This is a genomic window from Desulfobacter sp., from assembly GCA_028768525.1.
Lineage (GTDB): Bacteria > Desulfobacterota > Desulfobacteria > Desulfobacterales > Desulfobacteraceae > Desulfobacter.
In genome coordinates this window covers 5,477,648-5,502,816 of record CP054837.1, presented here as the reverse complement: position 1 = coordinate 5,502,816, position 25,169 = coordinate 5,477,648, and the positions used below count along the sequence as shown (strand labels likewise).

Sequence of the window (25,169 nt, the reverse complement as noted above, 5' to 3'; positions counted from 1 at the left end):
TATAGAATATTGGAGAAAATATATGGATCCCATCATTACCCGTTTCCCCCCCTCCCCCACGGGCTACCTGCATATCGGCGGGGCAAGAACCGCATTGTTCAACTGGCTCTATGCCCGGAAAACCAATGGCAAATTCGTTCTGCGCATCGAAGACACCGACGAGGTCCGCTCCACCAAGGAGTCCGTGGACGCCATCCTGGAATCCATGGAATGGCTGGGCATGGACTGGGACGACGGCCCCTACTTCCAGACCCAGCGCCACGATATTTATAATGAATACATCGACCGGCTGGTGGAATCCGGCCATGCCTATTATTGCGACTGCTCCCCCGAAGAGGTCAACGCCATGCGCGAGGAGGCCAAGGCCAAGGGACTCAAGCCTATGTACAACGGAAAATGCCGGAACCGCGGGCTTAAAAAAGGGGAAAACACCGTGGTGCGTCTAAAAACCCCGGACACCGGGGTCACCGTGGTGGAAGACATTGTCAAGGGCAGCACCGCCTTCCAGAATGCAGAAATCGACGACTTTATCATCCAGCGGAGCAACGGGGTGGCCATGTACAACCTGGCCGTGGTCATTGATGACATCACCATGGGCATAAACACCATTGTCCGGGGGGATGACCACCTGGTCAACACCCCCAAGCAGATGCTCATCTATCAGGCCCTGGGGGCAGACATGCCGGTATTCGGCCATGTGCCCATGGTCCTGGGATCGGATAAATCCCGGCTGTCCAAACGCCACGGCGCCATGTCCGTGGGCGAATATAAAAAGATGGGATTCCTGGCCGACGCCTTGATCAACTACCTGGTCCGCCTGGGCTGGTCCCACGGCGACCAGGAGTTCTTTGAGCGGGAGGAGCTCATTGAAAAATTCGACCTGGAGCACCTGGGACGGTCCGCCTCCATGTTCGACATGGACAAGCTGTACTCCCTCAACGCCAAACACATCCAGAAAAAAAGCCCGGCAGAACTGGCCGCCCCCCTTCTGGACCACCTGGCCGAACTGGGAATAGACGCCCAAGACGACACCTTCACCCACGGGGTTATCGAAACCCTCCAGCCCAGGAGTAAAACCCTGGTGGAAATGGCCGAAGCCGCTCAATTCTACTATAAGGATGAGGTTGAATTCGAGGAAAAGGCTGCCAAAAAATTCCTCAAGCCCGAGGCCGCTTCCCTGCTGACCCGGTGCGCCGAGGGCATCGCCGCCCTGGACGAGTACACCCATGAAAATCTGGAAACCCTGTTCAAGGCCGTAATGGAAGAAACCGCCCTGGGCTTCGGGAAAATCGCCCAGCCCCTGCGGGTGGCCGTTACCGGCACCACCGTCAGCCCCGGCATATTTGAAATGCTTCTGGCCCTGGGCAAAGAAAAGACCGTTCAGCGCATCGAAAAAGCAGCCGCCTTTGCCGGCAGCAACGCTGAATAACTATACAGGATACACCATCCCGCAATACCCCACAAAGCTTGAGGCGCGGGAGAGATCGTAACTTGAGGCGTAGTCAAGACAGATTCCCTTGGCTGCGCCTATTTTTTTACAGGCCGCCACTGCGGCAGCCGCAGCCCCTGCGCAGCACATATTATGGTTGGACAGGCCCTGCTCAATAATGCCGGACACATCCATCCGGATCAACGCCCCTATGGCAGCGGCATCATTCTCCTCTTTCACCCATTCGACAGCCTTCGGCCCCCTTCCGGCCGGTTCAAACCCGAAATTGGGGCCGTAGTGGGTCATGTCCGTGGATCCCAGGATGCGGATGCGCCGCCCAAGTGAGGTTGCCCCGTCCACAGCCGCCTCGCCCATTAGGGCTGCAAGGCCCGAAGGCGGCACCCCGCATGCAACAAGCTTTGTATCGGGGAAAAAATGGCGGATAAAGGGATACTGGAGTTCCAGGGTATTATCATCCGGAAATCTTGACGGGGGAATGGATCGGATATCATGGCCGGTATCGGCAAGTAGTTTCCCCATATAAGCCGCCAGGTCCTGGTCGGCCTCAATCGGACCCACAGGGGTATCCACGGCACCGGACCCGAGGATAAATGCCTGGGAACCGGGGTGCATATGGGCCCCGAATAATACAATGGTATCCGGAGCCTCTGCGGTGGGGGATACCAGGGAAGCGATGACCCGGCAGGCAATGGCGCCGGAATAGACCCATCCGGCATGGGGAACGATCCCGCCGATATGTTCTCCCGGATCGGGTGCCGGATCCGAAAACTCACGGATGGCCGCCTCACATTCATCCGCCGATCCCGGGTACCATGATCCTGCAAATGCCGTGGGTTTTATTTCCATGATATCCCTCCTTTTACATCACTAACCTAGTTTTTCCTTAACCTTTGTTCTCAGCCATTCCAGCCAGGGTTCAAACCCCTCCTCGGTCTTGGCTGAAATTTCAAATACCGGCATCCCCGGGTGGACCTGCTTCATGTTTTCCACAGCCAGGGGCGCGTCAAAATCCAGGTAGGGCAGCAGATCGATTTTATTTAAAATGGCAGCATCGGCCACCTGGAACATCAGGGGGTATTTCAGGGGTTTGTCTTCCCCTTCGGTGACGCTGAGCACGACTGCCCGGGCATCCTCTCCGATATCAAACTCCGCCGGACAGACCAGGTTCCCGATATTCTCAACAATGAGCAGATCCAGGTCATCGCAGCCCAGTTCCCGGGCCGAGGCGTCAATGAGGTGGGCGGCCAGATGGCAGTCCCCGCCGAACTGGTCCGTATTGATCTGGGTGACCTTGGCGCCTGTCACCTCCAGTCGGTCGGCGTCGTTGGTGGTGCAGACATCCCCCACAATCACCCCCACCCTCACCCCGGGCATAAGCCGGGCCAGGGTTTTGCACAGGGTCTCGGTTTTTCCGGAGCCCGGAGACGACATCATATTCAGAACAAACACCTTCTGCTCTTTAAAAAAGGCGCGGTTTTTTTCCGCATCGGTCAGATTTTTTTCCAGTACACGTTTTTGAATATTTATTTCCATTGGATTTTCCTCGATTCTATCAGTCGTCGGCCAGCTCCATGGAGGAGATTTCAATTTCCCGGCCCGTCAGCATCTTCACTTCCCCGTCCCCGCAGTCCGGACATTTGAACATGGGGGCGTCGGTTTCCCATTCCTTTTGGCAGTTGAGGCATTGGATTTTCACCGGCACCTGTTCAACGGCCAGTTTCACCCCGTCCAGGGGGGTATCCTTGGTGATAATTTCCATGCAAAAGGTCAAACTGTGCTCCACCACGGCGGCCAGCTTGCCGATACGCAGGTTCAGAATCTCCACTTTGGGATTTTCAATATCATCGGGAATGGCATCCAGCGCAATCTTTACCAGTTGTTCGGCAATACCCATTTCATGCATAATCAGTTCCCCTATGACGTATTTCTATTTGGAAAGTTTTTCCATGGCCCGGTTAAAGCCAGGCATGGCTGCAGTAATGGTACGATCGTCAACGCAGAAGGCCAGGCGGAAATAACCGGGCCCGCCGAATCCGCTGCCGGGCACGGCCAGGATCAGTTCTTCCTGGAGTATCCTGACAAATTCCACGTCATCCTTTAAGGGAGATTTCACAAAGAGATAAAAGGTTCCCTTGGGCACGTCAAACTCGTAACCTGCACCCTGCAGTCCCTCTACCAGCAGGTCCCGCTTCCGCTTATAGGCATTGATATCCACGCTGGCGTCCTGGAGATCCGGCAGCACCCGCTGGATCATGGCCGGCGCATTGACAAATCCCAGGGTCCGGTTGGCCAGGGTCATGGCGCCCACCAGGGCGCCCCGGTACTGTGCTTCTGGATTCACCGTTACATACCCGATGCGCTCACCGGCCAGGGAGAGATCCTTGGAGTGTGAGGTGACCACAATGGACTCCTCGTAGAACTCAAACACCGGCGGCACCTCGGTGCCGTCAAAGATAATCCGGGTATAGGGCTCGTCGGAGACCAGGTAAATCACCCGGCCCAGTTCCTTTGATTTTTTCCGGAGCAGGTCGCCCAGGGCCGCCAGTTCCTCACGGGTGTACACGGCACCGGTGGGGTTGTTGGGGGAATTGATGAGCACAATCCGGGTCTGTTCCGTAATGCCCTTTTCCAGGGTATCCATATCCAGGCCGAACCCAGCCCCTGTGGCAACGGTTTTAAGCACCCCGCCGTGGTTGTCGGCGTAAGCGCCGTACTCCACAAAATAGGGGGCGGGCACCAGCACCTCTTCACCGGGGTTGAGCAGGGCCTTGCAGACGATGTTCAAACCGCCGGCCGCCCCGCAGGTCATAATAATATCGTCGGCGGTCACATCCTTGCCCTGGTAGGCACAAACGGTTTGGGCAATGGCTTCCCGCACATGGGGATATCCCGCATTGGGCATATAGCCGTGGAGACCGGGGGTGGTATCCTGTGCCGCCGCAGCCATGGCCGCCCGGAAGGCTTCAGGCGGCTCCAGGTTGGGGTTTCCCAGGGAAAAATCAAATACATTCTCCGCCCCGTGCTCCGCCTTGAGCCGGGCACCGGCTTCAAACATCTTCCGGATCCAGGAAGAGGTTTCAATTGTTTTTTCTATTTTTTTAGCAATGGTCATCCCTTTGCATTCCTTTCAGCAAAAAATTCCCTTTTGAATTCCATAAAACGATCTTCTTTTATTGCATGGCGTATTTTTGCCATGAGGTCAAGGTAATAATAGAGATTGTGAATGGTGTTCAGCCGGTAGGCGAGCAGTTCCTTTGCCTTGTACAAATGGCGCAGGTAGGCCCGGGTGTAGTTCCGGCAGGTGTAGCAATTGCAGTTTTCATCAATGGGCCGTTCGTCCGTGATGTATTTGGCATTGGGGATATTGATGTCCCCCTTGCTTGTGAACAGCTTGCCGTTCCTGGCGTTCCGGGAGGGCATGACACAGTCGAACATGTCGCAGCCCATGCCCGCCAGGGTCACCAGATTTTCCGGGGTGCCCACCCCCATGATGTACCTGGGCTTGTTACGGGGCAGCAGCGGCAGGGTATGGTCAGCCATCTCGTACATCACCTCGGTGGGTTCGCCCACGGAAAGGCCGCCGATGGCAAAGCCGGGAAAATCAATGGCCGTGATCTGCTCGGCGGAAAGGGAGCGCAGGTCCTTGTACATCCCACCCTGGACAATTCCGAAAAGGTTATTGACCCCGCCCTTTTCCTGCCAGTAGTCATACCCCCGTTTGGCCCAGGCGGTGGTCATATTCAGGGCGTCCACAGTCTGCTTTTCAGTGGCCGGCTGGGCAATGCACCAGTCCAGGGACATCATGATATCCGATCCCAGGATCATCTGGATTTCCACGGCCCGCTCCGGGGAGAAGAAATGGCGGGACCCGTTAATATGGGACTGGAAATGAACCCCCTCATCGGTAAACTTGGCCAGCTTGGCCAGGGAAAAAAACTGGAACCCGCCGGAATCGGTGAGCATGGGCTTGTCCCAGGCAATGAACTTATGCAGGCCGCCCATGGGCTCAATCACCTCGCACCCCGGGCGCAGGTAGAGATGATAGGTATTGCCCAGGATAATCTGGGCACCGCAGTGATCCAGGTCCTCCTTGGACACCGCCTTTACCGATCCCACCGTTCCCACGGGCATGAAAATCGGGGTTTCAATCTGGCCGTGGGCCGTGGTAATTTTCCCCAGCCGGGTCCGGTCCTCCCCCCGACCTTCCCTGCCGTTGTCCTTATACAAATCAAATGTCAGCATTTTATACTCTCTTTACTCAATAAACATGGCGTCACCGTAACTGAAAAACCGATATTTTTCATCCACGGCAAGCCCATAGGCGTCCAGAATTTTCTTGCGGTCGTAAAAGGCGGAAATCAACATGAGCAGCGTGGACTTGGGCAGATGGAAATTGGTCACCATGGCATCCACACACTTAAACCGGTACCCAGGATAAATGAACAGGTTGCACTGGCCAGCCCCTGCCGCCACCCGCCCGTCCTCACCGGCAATAAATTCCAGGGTCCGCACCGAGGTTGTTCCAACGGCGACCACCCGTCCGCCCCTGGCCTTTGTCTCATTGATCATCCGGGCCGCCTCTTGGGATACTGTAAAAAATTCGGAGTGGATCTCATGGTCCCGGATATCCGCCACCCTTACCGGCACAAAGGTGCCATACCCCACGTGCAGGGTAATCCGGGCCACCCCCACCCCTTTGGCTTGAAGCCCGGCCATGAGCCGTTCCGTAAAATGCAGGCCGGCCGTAGGGGCGGCCACAGCCCCGTCGGCCTCAGCATATACGGTCTGGTAATTCTTCTTATCCTTTTCAGCCTGTTCCGGATCTCCATACCGCTTTATATACGGCGGCAGGGGAATCTGGCCGTTTCCCTTCAGGCGGTCGATGAATGCCGGACCGTCTTCAAAGGCCACCGCCGAGACCCTTTCCCTGTGGGAGACCACCCGGGCCCGTATCCCCCCTTCCATGAAAAGCACGGTCCCCGGTTTGGGCCGCCGGGATGCCCTGAGCAGGCAGTCGCACTGAAACACCCCGGTCTCATCAAGATGCTTCATGCCGGCGGCATAATCGATGATCAGCACCTCCACCCGGCCGCCGGATTCCTTCTGCCCCATCAGCCTGGCCGGAATCACACGGGTATTGTTGACCACCAGCAAATCCCCGGGATTCAAAAAGCTCTCAAGTTCAAAAAACTTATGATGGGAAAACCGGCCAAGTTCCCGCTTTACCCGCAGCAGCCGGGACTGGCTCCTCTCACCGCAGGGCCGCTGGGCGATGAGTTTCTCGGGCAGGTGGTAATCATAATCGGACAATTGAAACATCAGGCCCCTCCCATGGCGAGGTAAACCACGCCCAGCCCGGCCAGCATCATGAAAAAGCCGAACCGCCTCAAGGTCCCGTCATCCAGGCCCAGCACCACAGCAACCATCTGCCGCATCTTGTCCGGACAGGCAAAATAGGGCAGGCCCTCCACAATCATGACCATGCCCATGACGCAAAAAAAGAATTTCATGGAAATTATTCCTTATCATTCCCTAGGGTTATCGTCCCAAAAGGTCCTTGTTTTATCTGTTCAGCCCCTATTTTGCAAGCACAAACCCGGTCAAGCTGAAAATACTTATAAAAATCGGCCGCCGGCGTTTCACCATCCACTTCCGCTCCCTGGGTAAAACAATTATATTGATTATTCAAAGTATCAAGGTTATAAAGGAAGGCTGTTAATATTTCAAGTAATGGAAAATATAAGGAATCAACAAAGATATGCCTTTTGAACCAGTGATCGGGCTTGAGGTCCACGCCCAGCTCAAGACCCGGACAAAAATCTTCTGCAACTGCTCCACCGAGTTCGGCCGGTCGCCCAACGCCAACACCTGCCCGGTCTGCACCGGCATGCCGGGAGTGCTCCCCGTCCTAAACAAACAAGCCGTCACCTTTGCCATCAAAGCGGCCCTGGCCACCAACTGCCAAATCAATGAAGAGAGCCGGTTTGACCGTAAAAACTATTTTTACCCGGACCTGCCCAAGGGCTACCAGATCTCACAATACGCCCAGCCCATAGCGGAATTCGGCCATCTTGACATTGAAACAGAGGCCGGTGAAAAGCGCATCGGCATCACCCGTATCCACATGGAAGAGGATGCCGGCAAGCTGATCCACGACCCGGCCCGGGCCAAAAGCATGGTGGACCTGAACCGCACCGGCGTGCCCCTCATCGAAATCGTATCCGAGCCGGATATACGCACGGCAGCCGAAGCAGGTGCTTACCTGCGCAAGCTCCACGCCATCCTCAAATACATTGATGTCTGCGACGGCAACATGGAACAGGGCAGTTTCCGCTGCGATGCCAACGTCTCCCTGCGCCCGGTGGGCCAGGAAGAATTCGGCATCCGCACCGAACTGAAAAATCTTAATTCATTCAGAAACGTGGAAAAGGCCATCCGGTACGAAATCGAGCGCCAGACCTATGTACTTGAAAACGGCGACAAGGTCATTCAGGAAACCCGGCTCTGGGATCCCAACAAAAACTGCACCGCCTCCATGCGGGGCAAAGAAGAGGCCCACGACTACCGGTACTTCCCCGACCCCGACCTGGTCCCCCTCATCGTGGACCAAGAATGGATCCAGGATGTACAGGCCACCATGCCCGAACTGCCCGATGAAAAAAAAGAACGGTTCATCAACGAGTACAAGCTCTCCGCCTATGACGCCGGCGTACTCACCGCCAGCCTGGACATGGCCAATTTCTTCGAGGAAACAGTGCACCCCCTTGAAAACATCAAACAGGCCGCCAACTGGACCATGACCAACCTCATGGGAATGCTCAATGCCAAGGGCCTGGATATTGCCGACTCCCCGGTAACTGCCGCAGACTTTTCCAAACTCCTTGCCCTCATGGAAAAAGGCAGCATCAACGCCAGGGCCGCCAAATCCGTTTTCGAAGAGATGGCGGAAACCGCCAAGGATCCGGAAGCCATTGTCAAGGAAAAAGGCCTGGAACAGGTATCCGACCAGGGCGAACTGGAAGTCATGGTGGAGGATGTCATCAAAGAAAACCCGGACGAAGCTGAAGCCTACAGAAACGGCAAAACCAAATTGTTCAGCTTTTTCATGGGCCAGATCATGAAAAAGACCAGGGGAAAAGCCGACCCCAAAATCGTCACCCCCCTGCTTAAATCAAAACTTTAGAGGTATAAAAGTGAATATGATCCATTCAATCCGTAAATATATGATAACGGCCGCTATCCTGGCCGCAACCGCCCTCCCCCTTTCCCCGGCCGTTGGCCAGACTGGACAAACGCTGGCTGTTCTGCCCTTTACCATCCATGCCGATAAAAACATGGATTATGTCAAACCCGGTATCTGCCGCATGCTCTACTCCAGACTCACCTGGCCCGGAAAGGTGGCCGTGGTCCCGCCGGCCAAAATGAATGACGCTCTGGACGAAATCGGCAGCCTGTCAGGCAATGAATTGATCAAAACCGTTTACCAGAAAGAAAAAACCGACTATATCCTCACCGGCACCATCACCGGGCTTGCCGGCGCCTTCAGTATTGACGCCCGGGTCTACGACATGACCAACAAACGGTTCATGGCCTTTTTCGAACAGTCCAAGAACGCCGACGAATTGATCAATAGGGTGGACCGCATCGCAGCCGCCATCAACCACCGGATCTTTGAAAGAACCACCCTCACCTGGGAAGAAATGGAACAGGAAAAACAAAAGATGCTCAACGACCTGAAACGGAAAAACCCGGAGCACCTCATGCAGGTCCCCCAGGGCTGGCAGCCGGAGGAAGAAGTCGGCTGGAAGGTCTGGAAATATCTATTCTAACCTGCTGCTATCCTTTTGCCACCTCTTGCCGCCGGGGAATCCGTCCTCCCCGGCGACGAACCACCATAAGCGTATTCAATAGCCGTTATCAAAATTACGTTCCGAAAGAATCTCAAATAAAGCTAAACATTCTTACTGAAGTATGAATAGATATGAATGTATGGCCCGCTCACTCATTCATCCCAATCCCGAGAATGTTACAATTAAGGAGTTAAAGGAAGCTTCTCGGGTTGGATTAAGTTAAACTTCTCAAATATGCACGGCCATACAATTCTTATTGACCGGCGTTCCAAGACCGAATGTTTGTCAAGCTCTTATGGTGGGAGATAGAGCTGTCAGGAACTGGATTAACTTTTTCAATAAAAAAGGTGCTGATGGTTTAATTGTGAAAAAGCGGCCTGGCCGAACTGCTATTCTAAAAGGAGATGAAGCAAAGAAATATGCGTATTTAATCGCAAACCCCAAAGAAGCTAACCGGGAGTTTTGGACTGCAAAAGCATTCCATGAATATATCAGCGAGGCCTATGAGGTCGAATGTAGTTATCAAACCGTGGTTCGTTTTTTCATGATCAGGGCTATGCTCTGAAAGTCCCACAACCTTTTCCGGATCGCAATGATCAAGAAAAACGCCAGAAATTCATTAAAGATCTGGATTTGTAATATAACGAAAAAAATATAGAAATATGGTTTCGAGACGAATCTGGATTTGAAGACGATCCTAGGCCAAGAAGGCGCTGGGATAAAAAAGGAAACAAATCAAAAGTTGTGAAAAACGGAGATCATCTGCGTATGAACGTAATGTGAATTAGTTTAGATAAAATCTGACAGTCCTCTTGAAAAAAAGAGGGTTACCGGTTTTGATAAAGGTGACCAAACCAAAATATCAAAACAAGGAGTAACCCTCATGCTGCATGGTAGCAAAAAAATCATTAAACACAAAGTAGGACTTTTAAATCTGGCAGAAGAACTCGGTAATGTTTCTCAGGCTTGCAAAATTATGGGGCTTTCAAGAGATACGTTTTACCGATATAAAAATGCCGTAGATGATAATGGTCTCGATGCTCTCTTTGATCAAAATCGCAGAAAACCGAACCTTAAAAACAGAGTAGATGAAGCAACGGAAGACGCTGTTGTTGAATATGCTATTGAACAACCCGCACATGGCCAGGTCCGTGCAAGCAATGAGTTGCGAAAACGGGGTGTATTTATCTCACCAAGCGGTGTTAGAAGTGTCTGGCTTCGGCACCAGTTAGAATGCTTTAAAAAACGCCTTATAGCGCTTGAAAAGAGGATGGCCGACGAGAAGATGATTCTGACTGAAACACAGGTCCAGGCACTTGAACGCAAAAAGCAGGATGATGCAGCCCACGGAGAAATTGAGACTTTCCACCCTGGCTACCTCGGATCCCAGGATACGTTTTACGTTGGGACGTTGAAAGGTGTTGGGCGAGTTTACCAGCAGACATTTGTTGATACATATTCCAAGGTCGCTTTTGCTAAACTCTATAACACCAAAACACCTATAACGTCAGCCGATCTGCTCAATGATCGGGTCCTCCCTTTTTTTGAAAACAACAAACTTCCAATGTTGAGAATTTTAACAGACAGAGGAACCGAGTACTGCGGTAAGGCCGAAAAGCATGATTATCAGCTATATTTGGCGATTAACGACATTGATCACACCAAAACCAAGGCACGCCATCCACAGACAAATGGGATCTGTGAGCGATTTCATAAAACGATATTACAGGAATTTTATCAGGTGACTTTTAGAAAAAAGATTTACACCGATATTCAAATGTTGCAAAGTGATCTGGACTCGTGGCTTTACTACTATAACAATGAGCGAACTCATCAAGGTAAAATGTGTTGTGGTAGGACTCCAATCGAGACCCTTGAAGAAGGAAGAACTATTTGTCAGGAAAAAATGATAGCTTAGATTTGACCTGACAGACACCTTTTCAAAACCGGTATTTGTCAGATCAAGTCTGAACTACTACACGTAATGTGACTGGTCTGCCCCAGGACTCGGGGATTTTTTGTCTTGGACAACGTCTCACTCAGACGCAGATACATTTCAAGCCTTTCTTGGAGAAGCTTCAGAGATGATTTCCTTTTCTCGGAAGCGCAATGTTTTAATTATGGATAATGCATCCTGGCACAAAAAGAAAACAATTGATTTTTACAATTTCAAACCAATGTTTCTGCCACCGTATTCACAAGATTTAAATCCAATAGAACAGATCTGGGATACTATAAAAGCACGATGGTTTAATAATCATGTCTGCCGTAAAATTCAGCAACTAATTGACGGATTGGACACAGCAATCCTTGATGTTATCGACAATCCAATGAGAACTCGGAAAACTACGTCAATTGGAAAGTTATTTTGAAAATCACTATATCCATAACACATACTTATCCAGCAACCCCCTTAAATTACAAGCCACGTTCGGCTTTTGTTAAGAGCCTATTTGTTCTACCGGTATCCCCCCTGGCTACCATGCAATACACCATTTTTCAAGCTTTTCCAAACTCTGACAAGGCCGCCGGCAGCCTCCCCCCCCCCCCCGACTACACACATAGCAGACTAACGAATTTTCCAGGTTTACAATTTTATAACCTTTCACCTAAAGGGCCGCCCTAAGCAAAAAAAGCTCGACAGAAACGCTTCTGCCGAGCCTTTTATTTTTCAGGCGGAGATGGTGGCTAAAATCGACTTTATTTTAGAAGTTAATCTGCCATTTGGCACCGTAATAAAAGATATCCGGATCACCTGTCTGTTTACCGTTGAATCCGCCGATTTCCGGGGTGATAAATACGCCGGGGGCAAGGAATATGGTAGATTGGACATACCAGGTCTCTGCATCATCTTTTGTGGCACCACCAACATCAAGTTCTGTCCTGGTGTATCCGTAACCAGCTTCTACATACAGCCCTTTTCTGATTTCATAACCGGCAACAATCAGGCCAGCAATAGCATCGTTATTTGTAACGCCTCTTGCGACGCCTGCCGCTCCAGCAGTTGCAGTATAAATATTACCATCACTCCACCGGGCAAAGCCAAGCCCGGCACCGTCCAGATCCCCGCCACCAGCGGCCGCCATAGTACTAGCGATACTGCCGCTAACAAGAATATCTGCCAGGTTGCCAACATTCTGCCCGCCCCAAATATCACCCTTGAAATAAGCTTTACCGACATTCAACCGGCCGCCCAGTGCAAGCACGTAGGACTCTACCTTGAATTCTTCGCCGTTGTCGAGCAAATCATAGGTCTGATAGCCGCCAGCAAGATTAATGTGGCCGCAGTCAAAATCAATCTTATACTTGGCTTGAATGTTAGGCAATTTAACCTGGGAATTCGGTTGATCATTGTAGTACGCAGCAGTTCCGCTGACAGCTGTACTTCCTGCGGTACCAATCGTAGTAGCATACGAATAAACCCTCAGCCGGGGCGCAACAGCAGCGATCTGAAAATTGCCGAATTTCAATCGGATCATGGGTTCCCGTTTTCCGTACAGCATACCAAAAAGACTCATATTTGTATCGCCGTCCTTACGGGCATAGATATTATAGACCTGATTAGAATACGGCATGAGAAGCGGGGTGTAATTCTGGCCGACCCCCAGAGAGCCGGCGCCGAAGTCCCATTCACCCCAGAGGATACGCAGGTTGATATCCGCATTCTTTGCACCAAACTCAAAACGGCCGGTTAAAGTATCACTGACCTTTATATTGGCGCCGACACGGGCATTACCATTGTTATCCATCTCAAAATTGTCCGTATTCGGCGTGCCAGTCAAAAACGGATTATTTTCAATATCCGAATAAAAAGTCGAAATCCTGGCACTGCCGTAAAAATTCCACTCGGCGGCGGCCCAGGCAGAGCCGGTCATAAGCAGCATCAACACTGCAATTGCCATTAGTTTTTTCATCTTTTCTCCTTTTGTTAAAAGTTGATCCTCTTCCCCGCCTGACAGACCACCGGTGGTCCTTTTAAACACCGGTGGTCCCTGAAGGAAAGACCAAACATCTGTTTGGTGAACATTGTTCAGGATCTACTTAATCAAAATTCGCATATCCTTGTCAACACCTTTAACAACATTTTTTTACATTTGACAAACATTGACAAACTTTCTGGAGACTGAACCATTAAAGATTGACTTGCACACAAAAAAAGGGCTGATGGTTTTATCAACCATCAGCCCTTTGTAAAATTCAGGCAGTGTTATCTGGGATAACTTCTAAATTAGAAGTTGATCTGCCATTTAGCGCCGTAGTAAGTGATCTCGCCGTCGTTGTTTTCTTCGTAATCGTAAACACCGATTTCGGGAGTTACGGTTACGCCGGGAGCCAGAGTGATGGCAGCCTGAACATAGTAGTTGGCAGCTTCATCATCGGCAATAGTTGCGTCATCAGAATCGGCTTCCACATAACCGTAACCGGCTTCCAGACGGAACATGTCGTTTACAGTGTATGCAGCAACCAGCTGGTAACCAGTTACGTCAGTATCAAAAACCTGAGTACCGTTCCAAGTGGCATAGCCATCGTTGGTATTGGTAGCAGCAGTAAGGCCGTCAAGATCAGTATCAACACCGATGATGTTACCGGCATTCTGACCGAACATGATGTTACCAGCCAGCATAACAGCACCGAAGGTAGCTTTAACACCGGCACCTATAACATAGGAGTCGATATCATATTCTACGCCGCCAGTAGTTTCTTTGTAGGTGTTGTAACCGGCTGCCAGGTCGAGGGTAATGTTATCGAAGGCGTGGGAGTATTTAACTTCGATGGTGGGAAGGTCAACTTCCTGGGTTGCGCCAGGGATTATAGCAGTAGTGTCCGGGGAAACAGCGGCAATTTTGAAATCGCCGAAGGTCAGCTGGATCATGGGAGCGCGGAGAGAAGTCACATCACCGGTATCGCCCATGCCGTCATCGCCGTACACCTGAGAAGAATAAGCAATATTACAGGGAGTCCATTCCTGGCCTACCAACAGTTTACCTGCACCAAAGTTCCATTCGCCGAACAGACGACGGAGAGTGATATCGCCGTCGACAGCTCTGAACTCAAAGTTACCAACGAGCTCATCGGAAACGGTGACGTTGGCACCTACACGGGAAGTACCCATGAGAGATTCAGCAATATTAGTTTCGCCGTTAGCACCGTTGATAACGTCAGTGGAACTGTAAAAAGTGTCAACACGGGCATCGCCGTAAAAAGCCCAGTCTGCTGCAAAGGCAGAACCGGTCATCATTGCAAATGCTGCAATGGCTACAATAAATTTTTTCATCTTTTTCTCCTTTTGAATTAAACACACTACCTGAAATCTGGTCCCAAGCCATCCTTTTAAAGGCCTGGAACCAAATATTTACACTCTTAAATCAATTTATAATTGATTTGTCAATTAATTTTTAAATTTCCAATTACTATTTTAATTTATAAGAGATAATGTTCGAGGTCTTATCCTTGGCCAGAATGGCCAGTTTTGTCCTGGTCACCGCTGAAACCACCAGTTCTTTTTCTCCGTCGCCGTCCAGGTCGGCAATGGCAAAATCGGATATCCAGCCCTGCACAGGGACTGTCTGAAACAATGGGGCCATGGCAATTCCGTTCCATGCCATCATCTGTATATGCCCCTCTTTGAATTTTTTGTACCTGCCGAAAGCACCTCCGCCGATCTCGGTATTTTTAATGACAAATGCCTTTTTCTTACCCTCTTCTCCGACATCATGGAATCTCACCCTCGGATTGAGATAGACCCGTTCCCTGTAGGTGGCATCGCTGTCAACCTTGGGCATGAGCCAGACATTGGCCGTCCCGCCGTATTTATTTGTGCTTTCCCATTCCATACTGCCGGAGTCGCTGATGGCCACAAGCCGCTGGTGGCGGTTGATGCTCAGGTATTCTTCTCCGCCTTCTGTCATTACAGGTCCCCTGGCCAAAGACAACACAGAAGTATTCCTCGGCACCCGGATTCTTTTTTCCTTGTCATAAGAGTTATTTCGTGAACTCATGATATAGATATTGCCGTCATAGGGATCTTCCCCCTTATCCTGGCCCAATAAAAGCTGGCTTCCTTCGGCTGTGGTCACCACCCGGTAGTATATGGACTGATCATCCTCCAAAGTGGCATATGTACTTCCGTTGTACTCAACCACGAAGGAGGCCATGGTGTCGCCGTGAACCGTCAGGGCCGACACAAAAATCTCCGGATATCCGTTCCCGTTGATATCAGCAATATCGATACCGACAATTTTCAAGTAAGAGGCATACTCCAATTCCTTTTCCAGGGCAAGGATGGTTCCTTCAAGGTGGTAAATCGAAAGTTTATCATCTGTGGCAGCAATCACCTGGACCCGACCGTCGCCGTTCAGATCGCCAGCATCCATGGCACGTATGGTATCTTTTAGTTTCAAGTGGGTGGAAAATCCCTGTCCGCCTCTCATAGCCATCATTCCGCCACCGCCATAGGTGCCAGGTCCGCCGGCGTACTGGAGTCCGCCGGGAGCCTGGGGCTGCTGATCTTGGGGCCGGGCGTAAAGTTTGTTGTCGATGCGGCGGTTAAACATCTTATAGTTAATATCCCCGGCAAAGGAGTTGACCAGAGGGATAACATCGCCCATGGTGTTGCTCTGCTCGAAGAATGCAAGGGTTTCCTTCTTGCCGGTTATGTCCACCATCTTGGCGTCCAGACTGACGCTCTCTCCGAAATTGGTAAGGCTGCCGAAGAGGACGTAATCCACGCCCAGGTCAGCACCGATTATTTTGGCCTTGGCTTCGGTGAGTGCCCCCTGGGTGGCGGCATTGGTCTTGGCTTTTGCCAGGGCCCTGTCAACGGTTTCCCGGTCCAGAACGTCCACCTTTCCGGCGTCGGAGAGCCGGGAGGTGAGCATGGAGAACAGGCCGTTCTGGAGAAAACCTAAGTCCTGCTGGGTATTCATTTCAAAGGGGAAGACCGCTACGGTTTTCGGGCCTTTGCAAACCCCGGTACCGGCAGCAGCCAGCACGATCAGGGCCGCCAATGCCGCTGCGGCCAGTCCTTTTGAAAAAGAGGGAGAAGGGGATCTAAACATGGATTTTCCTTACTTTCAGTTAACGTATAAAATATCACAGGCCCGCCAGCGGTCTGCCGGTGCCCTGCGGTTTTTGTTTATTGGGTTTCAGCGTATCATTCAAGCTGAGAATCGTTAAAAATTGTACCGGGTTATATACATTATCCACCGGGTTCACACAACCCTTTTAAAGAGCTTTTCCAGCCGGTACCGGTCAAAGGCCACCATGATGGGGCGGCCATGGGGGCAGTGCATGGGATTCTGGCATTCCATGAGATCGGCCATTAGCGCCTCCATTTCACTTTGGTTCATGGGCTGGTTGGCCCGGATGGCCCTGTGGCAGGCCATGGTGGTAAGGCAGGCATCCAGCCAGCCGTCCCGCTCTCCGGTTTCATTATCCACGCTCAGGGTTTCCACCATCTCCATGATCATCTGCCGGACCTGTTTTTCCTCCACCAGGACCGGCACGGCCTTGATGACAAAGCTTGTGCCGCCGAAGGGCTCGATCTCCACCCCCAGGCCGGAGAGTTCCTCCCTCACCGATTCCAGAATATCTGCCTCCCTGTGGGTCAGTTCCAGCACCTCGGGCACCATGAGGGTCTGGCTTTGAACATCCAGCCCCTCATGGCGTTTTTTCAACTGCTCGTAGACAATGCGTTCGTGGGCCGCGTGCTGGTCCACAAGAACCAGATGATTTTCCCGTTCCACCACAATATAGGTGCCCATGACCTGTCCGACAACCTTCAGAGGAGAGGGTTGGGACTGGGGCATGGCCGGCTGCTCCGGTTCGGGTGTGGGCCGGACCGGAAGTTGTAATTCGGGTTCAGATATAAATTCCGGCCCGGAAGGTCTCTCCTTCTTTATCGGCAGGGATGTTTCCCATTTAATCTCCTGCTGGGCCACGCCGGAAGGCGACCGGGAGGATGCGGGCCGGACCTGGTAAAAGGTTTTGGCCGCCACCTCGGGCTGGGCCGGCCCCGGGTCAGGCTCACCACCCGGGATATCCGCAAAGGTTACAGGGCCGGACATGGAATAGGCCAGGCTGTCGGACTGGGCGTCGGCCAGGGCCCGGGACACGGCCTGCCCCAGCACCTGGTACACCGGCTGGGGCATGAGAAACTTAATTTCCCGCTTGGTGGGGTGGACATTGACATCCACCTTATCGAAGGGCAGATCCACACAGACCACCCCCATGGGGTAGCGCCCTTTCATGATCCGTCCCCGGTACCCCTGAAACAGGGCGGAGACCAGCCCCCGGTCATGGACCAGCCGGTTATTCACAAAAAGGTAAATCCGGTTGGCCGTGCTGCGGGTAACGGCCGGGTTGGCACAGACCCCGGAAATCCGTATCTCAGATTTCTTGCCGTCAAAGGGGTATTCCAGGGGATAAAGATGGTCGGCGGCATCGCGCCCCAGCACCATCTGGGCCCGCTTAAAGAGGTCCTGGCCCGGGGGAAAATTTTTCACCAGCTTTCCATTGAGAAAAAGGCGGAATCCAATCTCCGGGTTGCCCATGGCCAGGCCGGATACGGCATCGGAAATATGGCCGGCTTCGGTACTCTCGGCTTTGAGGAATTTGCGGCGGGCCGGTGTGTTGAAAAAAAGTTGCTTGACCTCCACCATCGTACCGGGAGGCGCACCGGCATCAGCTACTTTGGCCAGTTTTCCGCCGTTGATGTCAATGCGGGTGCCCGTATCGTTGTCCCGGGTCCTGGAAACCAGGGTGAATTTGGACACCGATGCAATGGAAGGCAGGGCTTCCCCCCGGAACCCGAAGGTGGAGATGGAAAAAAGATCCTCCTTATCAAAAATCTTGGAGGTGGCGTAGCGCTCAATGGCCAGCATGGCATCGTCCCGTTCCAGGCCCATGCCGTTGTCGCTGATGCGGATCAGGGAACGCCCGCCCTTCTCGATTTCCACGGTGATCCGGTCGGCGCCGGCGTCCATGCTGTTTTCAACCAGCTCCTTGACCACCGATGCCGGCCGCTGAACCACCTCGCCTGCGGCAATCTGGTTGGAGAGAATCTCGGGAAGAATCCGGATTTTGCTCATGAAGCAGTATCTGTCCCTGGGGTTTTATCTTCCTTGACAAACCTGAGCAAAAATTCACTGTCCTTGGGACTTAAATCGAACCGGAACCCGGCCTCATCGGCCAGAACGGCCGGGGCTTTGGCTGGATCTTTTTTCCGCTGTTCGGAAATCCATTGTATGGCTTTTTTCAATGCGTCGCCCTGGGGCTGGACACCTGACATGGCTACTCCTTATTATATAATGTTAGCTCAATTCGGGCAGGGGAGCGTCAAGGCCGATACTCTGCTCGAAACCGAAACCGGCGCGGATCAGGGACAGCTCGTCAAAGTGACGCGCCATCATCTGGATCCCCATGGGCAGCCCCTTGGAAGAGACGGCCGCCGGCACGGAAATCCCGGGCACCCCGGCCATATTGGCGGAAAGGGTAAAAATATCACTCAGGTACATGGTCAGGGGATCCTCGGTATTTTCACCGATTTTAAAGGCCGGTGTCGGTGCCACAGGGGATAGGATGATGTCACACTGGTCAAAGGCCTTGGAAAAATCCTCCATGATCAGGGCACGCACCTGGGAGGCCCGGCCGTAATAGGCATCGTAATAACCGGCGGACAGGGCATAGGTGCCGATGATGATCCGGCGCTGAACCTCCAGGCCAAAGCCCTGGGACTTGGTCTTTTTATACATGTCGATGAGATCCTCCGGGGCCTTGTCCCTGTACCCGTATCTCACCCCGTCAAACCGCGCCAGGTTGGAACTGGCTTCGCAGGGGGCGATGATATAATAGGCCGCCACAACGTATTCACTGTGGGGCAGGGAAATTTCTTTGATTTCCACCCCCAGTTCCCGGAGGACCTGCTTGGCCTGCTCAAACATGGCAGCCACCTCGGGATCGATTCCCTCGACCCCGGAAAACTCCTTGGGAATACCGGCGGTCATCCCCTGGAGACCGTTCTTACGGAAAGCTTCCAGACCGGCCGTAAAATCCGGGACCTCTTTAGGTGCAGAGGTGGAGTCCTTGGGGTCATGGCCGCAGATGAGGTTCATCATCATGGCCGCATCGGGGACATCCCGGGTGATGGGACCGATCTGGTCCAGGGAAGAGGCATAGGAAACCAGACCGAACCGGGAAACCCGGCCGTAGGTGGGCTTGAGCCCCACAATACCGCAATGGGAGGCGGGCTGGCGGATGGAGCCACCGGTATCCGTGCCCAGGGAACCGGCACAGAACTGCGCGGCCACGGCAGCAGCGGAGCCGCCGGAAGAACCGCCGGGCACATGGTCCGTATTCCAGGGGTTCCTGGTGAGCTGAATGGCGGAGTTCTCCGTTGAGGATCCCATGGCAAACTCATCCAGGTTGGTTTTGCCGATCATTACGGCACCGGCCTTGTTCAGCTTTTCAACCACCGTGGCGTTATACCGGGGAATAAAATCCCCTAAAATTTTGGAGGCGCAGGTGGTTTTCACCCCGTTGGTGCAGAGCAGATCCTTTAGAGCCAGGGGGATGCCGGTAAATGCCTGGTGATTTCCCGCGGCAATGACCTTGTCCGCCGCTTCGGCCTGGGCCAGGGAATACTCCGGGTCCACGGTAATAAAGGCACCGATTTTTTCATCATGGGCGGCAATCCGGTCCAAAAAGGCCCGGGTCAGTTCTGTTGAAGATATCTCTTTGCCGGCTAAGAGCTTTTCAGCCTGGGCAATGGTCAGTTTATGAAGTTCCATGGTCTATCCTTAATGTTAAGCCGTCGGCTTTATACCTTTTATTTTACTACCCGGGGCACTGTATAAAAGTCATCATCCCGCTCGGGGGCATTGGCCAGTGTCACCTCCGGCCCCGGTGAAGGAAGATTTTTGTCTTCCCTGAGCACATTATTCATAAATGCCGCCCCAGACGCCGGGGTAACCCCTTCCACATCCACCTTCTGAAGGGTATCAATATAGTCCAGAATGTGGCTCAACTGGCCGGCCAGGGTTTCCTTGAGGTCATCCTCAATGTCCAGGCGCGCCAGATGGGCGATTTTTTCAACTTCATCTATGGATATCTTCATTTTTATTCCTTTTTTATGATCATGCCTTTGACCTTGGCATTTTTCAGCGTTTCAAGGGCATCCTGGGCGGCCTTGTAATCGGGGTAGGCGCCGGTCCGGATCCGGTACCAGGTGACCCCTTTTTTTTCACCCTTCACCCTGTAGACCTCAATCCCTTTTTTTTGGAGCCGGGCCATCTCCGAAGCGGCATCCTCAGCCGCCTTGAACGCAGCCACCTGTATGGTGTACTTTCCGGCCTGGGCAGCTGCCCCTCCCGGCGTCCCGGTTGCTGCCGGCTTTGGCTTGGCCCCAGTTTTTTTTGCTTTGACCTTACCGGATGCAGAAGATGGAGCGGGAGACGCGGGCTTTTGCTTTACCGTCCTGGGCGCATCCTGGTAGGCTGCCAGCAACTCAGAGTTTAAAGAGGCCATTTTTTTACTCAACTTCACCGGAACACCGTCGGGGCCGACGGCAGCCGGCGGTGCTTCAGCCTTTGGCACCGATTCCCTTTTGGGCTGGATTTCATCGGCTTTTCTGGCTTTGGGCCGCATCCCCACAGGTCTGTTGAGTACATCGTAAAATTTCAGGTCGACTTTTTGCTCAGCCTTTTCCAGGTTTCCCTGTTCCCGAACGATGGTTTCAAGCCGGGCCTGGAATTCCCTGGTATCAAATGTGACCGGGGAATTCCCCCGGCCCACCATCACTCCCAAGGCAAACATCCACAGGCCCGCAAAAAAATAGAGGCCGTATCTGAGGAATCGCTTCAGCACCTTTTGCTACATTCTCTCCGGTGCGGAAACACCCAGCAGACCGAGGCCGTTGCGGATGACTTTTTTCACTGCCAGCACCAGGGAAAGGCGGGCGGCGGACAGGGCACCATCCTCGGTAATAACCTTATGTTTGTTGTAATAGCCGTGGAAGGCCGCTGCCAATCCGTTCAGGTAGGTAAAAATCACATGGGGATGGAGGGTGGCCGCACTTTTTTCCACCTGCTCCCTAAACCCTGCAAGCTGCTTGATCAGCTTAAGTTCCTCGTCTGTGGTGAGCAGTTCCAGATTTTTTCCGACGGCAAACTCAATATCATCAATCAGGCCCTGCTCCTTGGCCTTGGACAAAATGCCGGTGATTCTGGCATGGACATACTGGACATAATAGACAGGGTTATCGGAACTTTTCTGTTTGGCCAGTTCAAGATCAAAATCCAGTCCGGAATCATAGCTCCGGCTCAAAAACATGAACCGGGCGGCATCCCTGCCCACTTCATCCACAATATCCTTGAGGGTGACAAACTCCCCTGCCCTGGTGGACATCTGAACCGGTGCCCCGCCCCTGAGCAGGTTGACCAGCTGGACCAGGATCACATCAAACTGTTCGCTTTTCCGGCCCGTTGCCACAACAGCGGCGTCGATTCGCTTGATATAGCCGTGGTGATCCGCTCCCCAAACGTCTATGACCCGGTCAAAGCCCCGCTCGAATTTTTCATCATGGTAGGCAATATCCGAAGCAAAATAAGTGGTCAATCCATTATTCCGGACCACGACCCTGTCTTTTTCATCTCCGAAATCTTCAGTCCTGAACCAGAGCGCACCGTCCTTTTCATAAATCAGATCTTTGCCTTTGAAATTTTCAATGGCAGTCTGGACCCGGCCGGAATCATAAAGGCTCTGCTCGCTGAACCAGTTGTCGAATTTTACGCCGAAACCCTCAAGGTCTTCCCGGATGCCGGACAGGATTTCACCGGCGGCAAACCTGGCACAAACCTGGATACCATCGGCCTCTTCCTGTTCCAGAAGCCCGGGCCCTTCTTTTTCCAAGACTTTTCCGGCCAGGTCCCGGATATAGTCTCCCTGGTAGCAATCCCCGGGGAATTCAACATCTTTGCCCTGGGCCTGCTGGAGCCTGAGCCACACCGAGGTGCCCAGGGTCCGGATCTGCCGGCCGGAATCATTAATATAGTACTCTTTCTGAACATCAAATCCGGCAAAAGAGAGAATGTTGCCGACGGAATCTCCCACTGCCGCCCCGCGGCCGTGGCCCACATGGAGGGGCCCGGTGGGGTTGGCGGAAACGAACTCCACCTGGACCTTTTCACCCTTACCCATCCCGGAAGCGCCGAACCGCTCATTTGCTTCCAACACCTGGTTCACCACAGGGTGCCAGGCGGCAGGAGACAAAAAGAAATTGATAAAACCGGGGCCGGCAATCTCGACCTTTTCAACCATGGCGCCAAAACCGTCTTTATCTTCCAGGGGCATTGAGTCCACGACAGCCTGGGCGATCTGCCTTGGGGCCATCTTCTGGATTTTTGCGGACACCATGGCAAAATTGGTTGAAAAATCCCCCTGCCCGGCATGTTTGGGGGTTTCGATTTCCATATCCGGCACCTGGTCCGAAGGCAGCAACCCGTCTTCAAACGCTTTTGTGGCAGCGCCAAGCACCATTTCTCTGATTGTTGTTTTCATAAAGGCTTAATTCTCGTGTTCGGAAGTGTCTTCAGGGGTGAACGTGGGGGTATCATCATCGGAATCGATTTCTTTCATCTCGTCTTCCTTGGTATCACCGTCTTCTTCCAGCAGGGCATCCAGTTCGACATCATCATCTTCCAGATGGAAATCCTCCTCCCCAGGGAAGGCTTCGGTATCATTATACTCAACCACAACCTTTTCGGCTTCGGGGTCGGTGAAAAAATCAGTGACATTTTCAAAGAGCTTTTCACACAAATCCCGGGTGGGAAAAAAGCTGCGCCGGCGCAGAGCAGCAAGAAAGGCATCAATGCCGTCTTCAACGGCCTGGGCCATTTCTTTCAAATCGTACTCTTCTTCAATCAGGGGCTGAACCACTCCGGGATCAACCTCACTGGACTCCATTACGGTGAGAATCCCGTCTTTTGTATTTTTCTCAAACCTGATTTTCTGCTTCATTATTATCTCCTGTTAAAATCTATTGACCTAAAACTTCTTAATATAGCTCAACTGCTTTCCATGTCAATAATTTATCCACCTACTAAACCACTCACCGGCAAAAGAAAGCAGACAGGCAGACAGATCTCCTAATTCTCCAGATCCAAACTTTTTGCGCAGCCCTCATTTTCCCCGTGTTTTCCTATTGACCACGCAAAATCAATCTGCTATATTGCGCTGGTTAATTTTTGGAGGAGTGGCCGAGCGGCTGAAGGCGGCGGTCTTGAAAACCGTTAGGTGTCAAAGCCTCGTGGGTTCGAATCCTACCTCCTCCGCCATTAACATGGAGAAGTGCATGAGTGGCTGAAATGGACCGCCTGCTAAGCGGTTGTGGGGGGAAACTTCCACCGAGAGTTCGAATCTCTCCTTCTCCGCCATAAAACAAATCAAGGCCGAAAGTTTGAATCAAACTTTCGGCCTTTTTTTATTTTGCCTCTTAAAAAAAGGGATCTTGGACAGATGCTTCCAAAATCCCTTTTTTGCTTATTTAACCAGCGGGACTAGAAAAACCAGGTCAGGGTGCCGATTAGGATGTCGATACCGTCGTTGGGCGCCCTAAGAGATGCATTGGAATAGTGCATATACCTGAAATTCAGATCCAGGTTATCAAACCTGAACCCGGCGCCGATGCGGTCTTCAAACTGAAGATTGGAGGATAGGTTTCTATCCCCTATAAAATACTCATCAAGGTAAGCCACCCCGATGCCGCCCTCTATATAAGGATACCAGGCATTGCCGCCGGGATTGAATGCATACTGAAACACCGGGGAGACGGCGATGGCATTAATATCTTTATTTCCGTCGTCCCAGCGGTTATAGGAGAATTCAAAATATCCGTCCACATAACCGGCACCGCTTTTAAGCCATTGGACGCCCCATTTTTTCACCAGGCCCACCCGGTAGATATCCGTACTGTTCTGGGCCTGTCCGTATCCCAGTGAAAGGCCGAATCCCGAATCCTGGGCCATTGCCGGGCAGGCAAAGGTCAACAGGCAGGCTATAATCATCACTGCTTTTTTCATCATTTTCCTTTCCTAAAAATGCTAACGATCAATTACTTGGAATATTAGATCCTTTTAAATTATGTTCAGATGGTCATACACTATTTGGCCTGAAAAATAAACTCTTATTCAAACTGCCGAAACCCTTTACATAAAAGGCATAAAGCACTAAAGGCAGCGGTGGTCTCCATTCGGAAACTAAACCGTCTTTACCCTTGACATAAAATTTAAGGAAGTTTATATCCTTCTATCAATTGAGAGGACAATCCGGCTGGTATTTATATAAATAGTAGAGATTACGGAACTTGAAACAGACTATCAAAAAAAACAGGGACCAGATTCTTCAAGCCTGGTTCCGCGCCACTATTGAGACCTACCCATCCCAATCTGCAAGGGTTCTGGGAAAAGACGCCAACCGCTTTGACAATCCGGTGGGCGCCGTTACCCGGGAAAGCCTTGAAGATGTCTTAAACCTAATCATTGAAGGTTTTGATCGCCAAAGCCTTGAAAAAGCACTCGACCCGGTGATCCGCATCCGGGCGGTTCAGGCATTTGAACCGGCTGATGCAGTCGGTTTTATATTTGCCCTGAAAACAATCGGCGGCGAATTCATTGATCCGGCTAAATCAACGGAATTCGACCGAACGGTGGACGAAATTGCCCTGGCAGCGTTCAACCGGCTGATGAAATGTAAAGAGGATATTTTCCTTTTAAAGGCAACGGAGAGCAAACGTCGCATCCACCGGGCCTTTGAAAGGGCAGGTTTAGTAGCAGAGCTTTCGGAAGAGGACCTTCTGGGCTCTAATAAATCTTAAC

25 protein-coding genes and 2 tRNA genes are annotated in these 25,169 nt (G+C 52.1%); 9 read left to right on the top strand and 18 right to left on the bottom strand.

Annotated features, from left to right (window positions below; all coding sequences use genetic code 11):
• Positions 1 to 22 precede the first annotated feature (22 nt).
• Positions 23 to 1,429 carry a glutamate--tRNA ligase gene (gltX, locus tag HUN04_24210; protein ID WDP92656.1) on the top strand — a complete coding sequence of 469 codons (1,407 nt, stop codon included), beginning with the start codon at positions 23 to 25 and terminating at the stop codon, positions 1,427 to 1,429.
• Here gltX and amrB read toward each other — a convergent pair whose 3' ends face one another.
• From amrB to HUN04_24175, 7 genes are read right to left on the bottom strand one after another with little or no spacing between them, the layout of a single operon-like run.
• Positions 1,430 to 2,296 (bottom strand): AmmeMemoRadiSam system protein B, encoded by an 867-nt coding sequence (amrB, locus tag HUN04_24205; GenBank protein ID WDP92655.1) that lies wholly within the window; start codon positions 2,294 to 2,296, stop codon positions 1,430 to 1,432.
• Between the two features lie 21 nt (positions 2,297 to 2,317).
• Positions 2,318 to 2,983 carry a hydrogenase nickel incorporation protein HypB gene (gene hypB, locus HUN04_24200; GenBank protein WDP92654.1) on the bottom strand — a complete coding sequence of 222 codons (666 nt, stop codon included), beginning with the start codon at positions 2,981 to 2,983 and terminating at the stop codon, positions 2,318 to 2,320.
• 19 nt (positions 2,984 to 3,002) lie between these two features.
• The gene (gene hypA / locus HUN04_24195) at positions 3,003 to 3,353 is read right to left on the bottom strand and encodes a hydrogenase maturation nickel metallochaperone HypA (protein ID WDP92653.1); all 351 of its coding nucleotides are present in this window, start codon (positions 3,351 to 3,353) and stop codon (positions 3,003 to 3,005) included.
• Between the two features lie 24 nt (positions 3,354 to 3,377).
• Positions 3,378 to 4,562 carry a pyridoxal phosphate-dependent aminotransferase gene (locus HUN04_24190; GenBank protein WDP92652.1) on the bottom strand — a complete coding sequence of 395 codons (1,185 nt, stop codon included), beginning with the start codon at positions 4,560 to 4,562 and terminating at the stop codon, positions 3,378 to 3,380.
• Positions 4,559 to 5,692 (bottom strand): tRNA guanosine(34) transglycosylase Tgt, encoded by a 1,134-nt coding sequence (gene tgt, locus HUN04_24185; GenBank protein ID WDP92651.1) that lies wholly within the window; start codon positions 5,690 to 5,692, stop codon positions 4,559 to 4,561. Before tgt ends, HUN04_24190 begins: the two co-directional genes overlap by 4 nt.
• A gap of 12 nt (positions 5,693 to 5,704) precedes the next feature.
• Positions 5,705 to 6,769, bottom strand: a complete 1,065-nt coding sequence (queA, locus tag HUN04_24180) for a tRNA preQ1(34) S-adenosylmethionine ribosyltransferase-isomerase QueA (GenBank protein WDP92650.1) — start codon at positions 6,767 to 6,769, stop codon at positions 5,705 to 5,707.
• Positions 6,769 to 6,960, bottom strand: a complete 192-nt coding sequence (locus tag HUN04_24175; protein WDP92649.1) for a DUF2065 domain-containing protein — start codon at positions 6,958 to 6,960, stop codon at positions 6,769 to 6,771. The genes queA and HUN04_24175 overlap by 1 nt, the downstream gene beginning before the upstream one ends.
• 248 nt (positions 6,961 to 7,208) lie before the next feature.
• On the opposite strand from HUN04_24175, the gene gatB reads away from it, so the two are divergent.
• The 5 genes from gatB to HUN04_24150 all read left to right on the top strand — a co-directional run bounded on the left by gatB (position 7,209) and on the right by HUN04_24150 (position 11,672).
• Positions 7,209 to 8,633, top strand: coding sequence for an Asp-tRNA(Asn)/Glu-tRNA(Gln) amidotransferase subunit GatB (gene gatB, locus HUN04_24170; GenBank protein ID WDP92648.1), 1,425 nt, complete (start codon positions 7,209 to 7,211; stop codon positions 8,631 to 8,633).
• A 16-nt stretch (positions 8,634 to 8,649) separates the two neighbouring features.
• A complete protein-coding gene (locus HUN04_24165; GenBank protein ID WDP92647.1) occupies positions 8,650 to 9,279 on the top strand; it encodes a hypothetical protein in 630 nt (209 codons plus the stop codon).
• Positions 9,280 to 9,556: 277 nt separating this feature from the next.
• Positions 9,557 to 9,865, top strand: a complete 309-nt coding sequence (locus HUN04_24160) for a helix-turn-helix domain-containing protein (GenBank protein WDP92646.1) — start codon at positions 9,557 to 9,559, stop codon at positions 9,863 to 9,865.
• A gap of 318 nt (positions 9,866 to 10,183) precedes the next feature.
• Positions 10,184 to 11,218 (top strand): IS481 family transposase, encoded by a 1,035-nt coding sequence (locus HUN04_24155; protein WDP92645.1) that lies wholly within the window; start codon positions 10,184 to 10,186, stop codon positions 11,216 to 11,218.
• 100 nt (positions 11,219 to 11,318) lie between these two features.
• Complete coding sequence (locus tag HUN04_24150; GenBank protein ID WDP92644.1) at positions 11,319 to 11,672, top strand: transposase; 354 nt, start codon at positions 11,319 to 11,321, stop codon at positions 11,670 to 11,672.
• Between the two features lie 333 nt (positions 11,673 to 12,005).
• On the opposite strand, the gene HUN04_24145 is transcribed toward HUN04_24150, so the two are convergent.
• The 10 genes from HUN04_24145 to HUN04_24100 form a co-directional block, all read right to left on the bottom strand.
• Positions 12,006 to 13,214, bottom strand: coding sequence for a hypothetical protein (locus tag HUN04_24145; GenBank protein WDP92643.1), 1,209 nt, complete (start codon positions 13,212 to 13,214; stop codon positions 12,006 to 12,008).
• 314 nt (positions 13,215 to 13,528) lie between these two features.
• Entirely contained in the window at positions 13,529 to 14,575 is a 1,047-nt protein-coding gene (locus HUN04_24140) for a hypothetical protein (protein ID WDP92642.1), read from the bottom strand.
• A 136-nt stretch (positions 14,576 to 14,711) separates the two neighbouring features.
• Positions 14,712 to 16,358 carry a VCBS repeat-containing protein gene (locus tag HUN04_24135; GenBank protein ID WDP92641.1) on the bottom strand — a complete coding sequence of 549 codons (1,647 nt, stop codon included), beginning with the start codon at positions 16,356 to 16,358 and terminating at the stop codon, positions 14,712 to 14,714.
• Between the two features lie 153 nt (positions 16,359 to 16,511).
• The gene (gene mutL / locus HUN04_24130) at positions 16,512 to 18,389 is read right to left on the bottom strand and encodes a DNA mismatch repair endonuclease MutL (GenBank protein WDP92640.1); all 1,878 of its coding nucleotides are present in this window, start codon (positions 18,387 to 18,389) and stop codon (positions 16,512 to 16,514) included.
• Positions 18,386 to 18,589, bottom strand: a complete 204-nt coding sequence (locus HUN04_24125) for a hypothetical protein (GenBank protein ID WDP92639.1) — start codon at positions 18,587 to 18,589, stop codon at positions 18,386 to 18,388. The genes mutL and HUN04_24125 overlap by 4 nt, the downstream gene beginning before the upstream one ends.
• Before the next feature lie 22 nt (positions 18,590 to 18,611).
• Positions 18,612 to 20,087, bottom strand: a complete 1,476-nt coding sequence (gene gatA, locus HUN04_24120; GenBank protein ID WDP92638.1) for an Asp-tRNA(Asn)/Glu-tRNA(Gln) amidotransferase subunit GatA — start codon at positions 20,085 to 20,087, stop codon at positions 18,612 to 18,614.
• 38 nt (positions 20,088 to 20,125) lie between these two features.
• Positions 20,126 to 20,413: an Asp-tRNA(Asn)/Glu-tRNA(Gln) amidotransferase subunit GatC gene (gene gatC / locus HUN04_24115; protein WDP92637.1), complete on the bottom strand. Its 288-nt coding sequence runs from the start codon at positions 20,411 to 20,413 to the stop codon at positions 20,126 to 20,128.
• A 2-nt stretch (positions 20,414 to 20,415) separates the two neighbouring features.
• On the bottom strand, positions 20,416 to 21,162 hold the full coding sequence (locus HUN04_24110; GenBank protein ID WDP92636.1) for an SPOR domain-containing protein: 747 nt from the start codon (positions 21,160 to 21,162) through the stop codon (positions 20,416 to 20,418).
• 6 nt (positions 21,163 to 21,168) lie between these two features.
• Entirely contained in the window at positions 21,169 to 22,854 is a 1,686-nt protein-coding gene (locus HUN04_24105; GenBank protein WDP92635.1) for an arginine--tRNA ligase, read from the bottom strand.
• Positions 22,855 to 22,860: 6 nt separating this feature from the next.
• Positions 22,861 to 23,313, bottom strand: coding sequence for a hypothetical protein (locus HUN04_24100; GenBank protein ID WDP92634.1), 453 nt, complete (start codon positions 23,311 to 23,313; stop codon positions 22,861 to 22,863).
• A 229-nt stretch (positions 23,314 to 23,542) separates the two neighbouring features.
• Between HUN04_24100 and HUN04_24095 the strand changes: the two genes are divergently transcribed.
• Both HUN04_24095 and HUN04_24090 read left to right on the top strand, forming a co-directional pair.
• A tRNA-Ser gene (locus HUN04_24095) sits at positions 23,543 to 23,630 on the top strand.
• 7 nt (positions 23,631 to 23,637) lie between these two features.
• Positions 23,638 to 23,729, top strand: a tRNA-Ser gene (locus tag HUN04_24090).
• A 123-nt stretch (positions 23,730 to 23,852) separates the two neighbouring features.
• On the opposite strand, the gene HUN04_24085 is transcribed toward HUN04_24090, so the two are convergent.
• Entirely contained in the window at positions 23,853 to 24,374 is a 522-nt protein-coding gene (locus tag HUN04_24085) for an acyloxyacyl hydrolase (GenBank protein ID WDP93393.1), read from the bottom strand.
• Between the two features lie 284 nt (positions 24,375 to 24,658).
• Between HUN04_24085 and HUN04_24080 the strand changes: the two genes are divergently transcribed.
• Positions 24,659 to 25,168 carry an RsbRD N-terminal domain-containing protein gene (locus HUN04_24080; protein WDP92633.1) on the top strand — a complete coding sequence of 170 codons (510 nt, stop codon included), beginning with the start codon at positions 24,659 to 24,661 and terminating at the stop codon, positions 25,166 to 25,168.
• Position 25,169 lies beyond the last annotated feature (1 nt).